Below are 400 nucleotides of genomic sequence, written 5' to 3'. Positions count from 1 at the left end.
GTGTATAAGAGACAGGTGGACGCTGCCCTGGACGAGTTGGAGGCCTTTATTGCAGACCAGGTGAAAAACATCGACCTGGGCAACGTGCAAGGCGACGGTAAGCCGGTACTGGACAGCCTGAACGCCCAGTGCCCCATGTGCGGCAGTGAACTGGCCGTCACCCCGCGAGTGATCGGATGTCGCGCCTGCGCCTTCAAGTTCTACCCGGAAGTCAGCGGCAAGATGCTGTCCCCCGGCCAGATCGAGGCGCTGCTGACGAATGGCAAGACCGGTGTACTGAAGGGCTTTCACAGCAAGAAAACCGGCAAGTCCTTTGAAGCGGCCCTGAAGCTCAACCACGAAGCCAAGCTGGAATTCGTGTACAGCGGCAAACCAAAGCGCGCATGACCCTCTCTTCAAT

Annotated in this window: 1 protein-coding gene; it reads left to right on the top strand. The window is 58.5% G+C overall.

Translation table 11 applies throughout. The features are described 5' to 3' along the window. A partial coding sequence (locus ALO43_RS13215; RefSeq protein ID WP_174518498.1) for a topoisomerase C-terminal repeat-containing protein occupies positions 1-387 on the top strand: 387 nt, incomplete at its 5' end. Positions 388-400: the final 13 nt, after the last annotated feature.

Origin of the sequence: Pseudomonas tremae (assembly GCF_001401155.1) — a bacterium.
Taxonomy (GTDB): Bacteria; Pseudomonadota; Gammaproteobacteria; order Pseudomonadales; family Pseudomonadaceae; genus Aquipseudomonas; species Aquipseudomonas tremae.
The sequence above is the reverse complement of the archived record's forward strand: the minus strand, read 5'-3'. Positions and strand labels throughout refer to the sequence as shown.